This is a genomic window from Desulfurobacteriaceae bacterium (assembly GCA_039832905.1).
Lineage (GTDB): Bacteria > Aquificota > Aquificia > Desulfurobacteriales > Desulfurobacteriaceae > Desulfurobacterium.
On the sequence record JBDOLX010000074.1, the window covers coordinates 11499 to 14653 of the forward strand.

Genomic DNA, 3155 nt, shown 5'->3' on the forward strand with positions numbered 1-3155 from the left:
ATCAAAAGGGCTAACTGGAGGATATTTACCTTTATCAGTTGTACTAACTACTGATGAAATTTACGACGCTTTTTATGATGACTACGTTTCCTTAAAAGCTTTCTTACATTCCCATAGTTACACCGGAAATCCTTTAGCGTGCAGAGTAGCTGTAGAGGTTTTAAAGATTTTCGAAGAGGAAAATATTTTAGAGAAGAACAAAGAAAAGTACTCCTATTTACAACAAAGAGTAAAGGAAGCATTCGAGGATTATAGCTTTTGTGGAGAGGTTAGATATAAGGGTTTCATTGTTGCTGTAGAACTGGTAAAAGACAGAAAAACAAAAGAACCTTTTGACTGGAGAAAAAGAATAGGTTTTCAAATTTATAGAAAAGCTTTAGAGAAAGGAGCATTACTTAGAAATTTAGGAGATGTAATTTACTTTATGCCTCCTTATGTAATAACGAAAGAGGAAATAGACAAACTTGTTGATATAGCAATAAATTCAACTAAGGAGGTTTTAAATATGATATAATAATGTGCAAACTAAAATTAGGGGATACTGTGTATTATGAAGAAAGAAAGAAAGGTTTTACTCTTGTTGAGCTCCTTATTGTTATAGTTATAACTATTTTAGTTGTTACTATCGGTTTTAAAGCATTAACGGAGCAAGAAGCTAAGAACAGCGTTTTTAACGCTGCCAATGAAATAAAAATAGCGTTTGTTAGAGCACAGTCATTTGCATTTAAGAAAGGAAAAGCTGAAGTTATTTTTGATGTTGATAAATTACAGGTTGTAGACCAAGATGGAAATATTCTTTATGAACTAAAGTATCCCAACGGTATTTCCATATCTCCATCTCTAAATAAAATAATATTCAACAGAAGCAAACTTCCATCCAGTAACCTATCAGTTGTAGTGAAAAAGGGAAATTATGTTTGTGATGTAGATCTTTCACTTGTGAGTGGCAAAACCTCTTTGGAGTGTAATTGGTGATGAGAAGGGAGGGCTTTTCAATTTTAGAAGTTGTAATTTCTATGGCAATTTTACTAATTGTGTTTTTAGGAATTGTTCCAATGCTTTTTTTAAGTAAAAAAGTTCAAGTTGTTTCAAGGGAAAGGCAGAAAGCAGCAATACTCGGTGAAACGCTGATTAACAAGCTTGCCTCTCTTAGTTTTAACGATACCTGTTTGGAGAATGGAACTGTTGAAAGCTGTAAAAACAGCGACTGTTGTTTTGAACTGAAAGGTAATAATGAAATTTCTTACTCTGTTATGCAACTTGATAACAATACAAAGATCATAAAAGTTGAAGTTGATTATGGAAACAACTTTAAACTTGAATTTGAAAGGATTAAGGGGAACCTATGATGGTGGGTAGAGGTGGATTTACAATTATGGAACTTTTAATAGTAACATTGGTGGGAATGCTTGTTTTGATAGGGGGACTAACATTTTTTTCTGAAAGTTATAAACAAATTTCAAAAAACACTCAAGATATAAAAAGCCATATTAGTATTGATAATGTTATTGACCTACTTGTATCTGATTTAAAAAAGGCTGGGTATGGTATTGCCGATAAAACTACATACCCTCCTGTTGAATGGGATGAAGATAACAAGACTTTAACGATAAGATACGTTGATTATGATAAAGATGGATGTGAAAGTGCCAATTTTACGATTGGAAATGACTGTTCTTATGAAGTAAAGTATGTTCTTAAGAACCAAAACCTTGAAAGAGTTTTAGATAAAGGGGCGGATGGAGAAGGAAGCGGTGCGTACCTTCTGGACTCTCAAAAATTAAAGATTGAAGATTTTGAAGTTCAATATGATCCAACTACAAAAACAATTACATTTAAGATTGTTCCTGAGGATACTCTTTGTAAGAAAAAAGAAGAATACATTGAAACTGTTGAATGTCTAAACTGCAATTAGAGGGTGCAAAGGATGAAAGAAAGGAAGGGGTATATTCTGATAGGTGTTCTTGGAGTAGTTGTCCTTTTATCCCTGGGAGCATCTATCCTCACAAAGTTTACTCAAACAGAAACAAATGTGACTGCAGATTCTCTTTATTCTCGAAAAGCTTATGAGATTGCAAGAAGTGGAATTGAACTTGGACTCTTAAAGTATAAAAATGAAAAAACTTGTGGATGGAAAATAGAGAAAGACTTTAACGGTGGAAAGTTTGTTGTTGAATCTTCAGGAGATTCTAAGGGATGCAAGATTGTTTCTTATGGATACTACAGGGATGCTGTAAGAAAAATTGAAGTTGGTTCTGAAATTAAAGAACTTTCTGCGTTTGTTGTCGGTGGAAACTTAAGACTCTTTGACTCTTTAAGTTTTTCACCACAAATTGAAGATGCCGACTTTTCAATCGGTGGAAGTGTTTATGTCGATGGACTACTTGATGAAGATGCCATTGATGAGTTAAAAGACCAAGGATTTAAAGTCTCGAAATCTATAGGAGAGTATCCTACATTTCCTACTATAGTTTATCCAACATACAACAGAACTGCACCATCTTATACGGTAAAACCGCTACCGGAAGTTCCTCCACCAACGACTTGTGATATAACAATAGAAGAAAACAAATATTATATCTCCAACATAAAATCTGACGGAACGTTGATCTTACTCAATAGATACGATGGAAGCTACGAGTATAAGAGTTTAAAGGGAGTCAAGACAATCTGTGGTGATGGTTCAGATGAACTTATAATTTTAGATGGAACTATAAGTTCTGCATGGTTAAAGAATGGAAATTTAGAGTTGACAATATATTCACCCTCGGAGTTAACAGTTCAAAACCTTAAAGTTGACTATGGTTATTATCCAAAATCCGACTTAAAATTAATTTCCGATAAAAAAGTATCTATAAACACTTTTTCCATCCCTTCTATTTCTATTGGGGACGATTTTAACTTTACAGTTTATGCTCCTTCCGTAGCTGCAATGGATATTACAATTCAAGCAGTAAATCCTCAAGGAGACTTTAATATTAACCTGTTTGGAAGAGACAGCATTGGCATATCTGAGTTTAGTATTGAAAATGTCAATACACAACACAAGTTAAACTTTTATGCCAATAGTAACGACGTAGAGATTGGTACTTTAAACTTTGAAGGAGCTGCGCCACAAGAGGAATTTAACATTGACTTAGAAGGAAATAAGGTTG

Annotated in this window: 5 protein-coding genes; all 5 read left to right on the forward strand. The window is 33.7% G+C overall.

Annotated features, from left to right (window positions below):
- A partial coding sequence (locus tag ABGX27_05485; GenBank protein MEO2068946.1) for an aminotransferase class III-fold pyridoxal phosphate-dependent enzyme occupies positions 1-514 on the forward strand: 514 nt, incomplete at its 5' end.
- A 2-nt stretch (positions 515-516) separates the two neighbouring features.
- The gene (locus tag ABGX27_05490; GenBank protein MEO2068947.1) at positions 517-975 is read left to right on the forward strand and encodes a prepilin-type N-terminal cleavage/methylation domain-containing protein; all 459 of its coding nucleotides are present in this window, start codon (positions 517-519) and stop codon (positions 973-975) included.
- On the forward strand, positions 975-1349 hold the full coding sequence (locus tag ABGX27_05495; GenBank protein ID MEO2068948.1) for a prepilin-type N-terminal cleavage/methylation domain-containing protein: 375 nt from the start codon (positions 975-977) through the stop codon (positions 1347-1349). The genes ABGX27_05490 and ABGX27_05495 overlap by 1 nt, the downstream gene beginning before the upstream one ends.
- The gene (locus ABGX27_05500; protein MEO2068949.1) at positions 1346-1915 is read left to right on the forward strand and encodes a hypothetical protein; all 570 of its coding nucleotides are present in this window, start codon (positions 1346-1348) and stop codon (positions 1913-1915) included. The genes ABGX27_05495 and ABGX27_05500 overlap by 4 nt, the downstream gene beginning before the upstream one ends.
- Before the next feature lie 12 nt (positions 1916-1927).
- The coding region (locus ABGX27_05505; GenBank protein ID MEO2068950.1) for a hypothetical protein at positions 1928-3155 on the forward strand (1228 nt) is incomplete at its 3' end.

Coding starts and splice junctions, on each gene's coding strand:
- ABGX27_05490 (MEO2068947.1), top strand. CDS start 517: ATGTGCAAACTAAAATTAGGGGATACTGTGTATTATGAAGAAAGAAAG.
- ABGX27_05495 (MEO2068948.1), top strand. CDS start 975: ATGAGAAGGGAGGGCTTTTCAATTTTAGAAGTTGTAATTTCTATGGCA.
- ABGX27_05500 (MEO2068949.1), top strand. CDS start 1,346: ATGATGGTGGGTAGAGGTGGATTTACAATTATGGAACTTTTAATAGTA.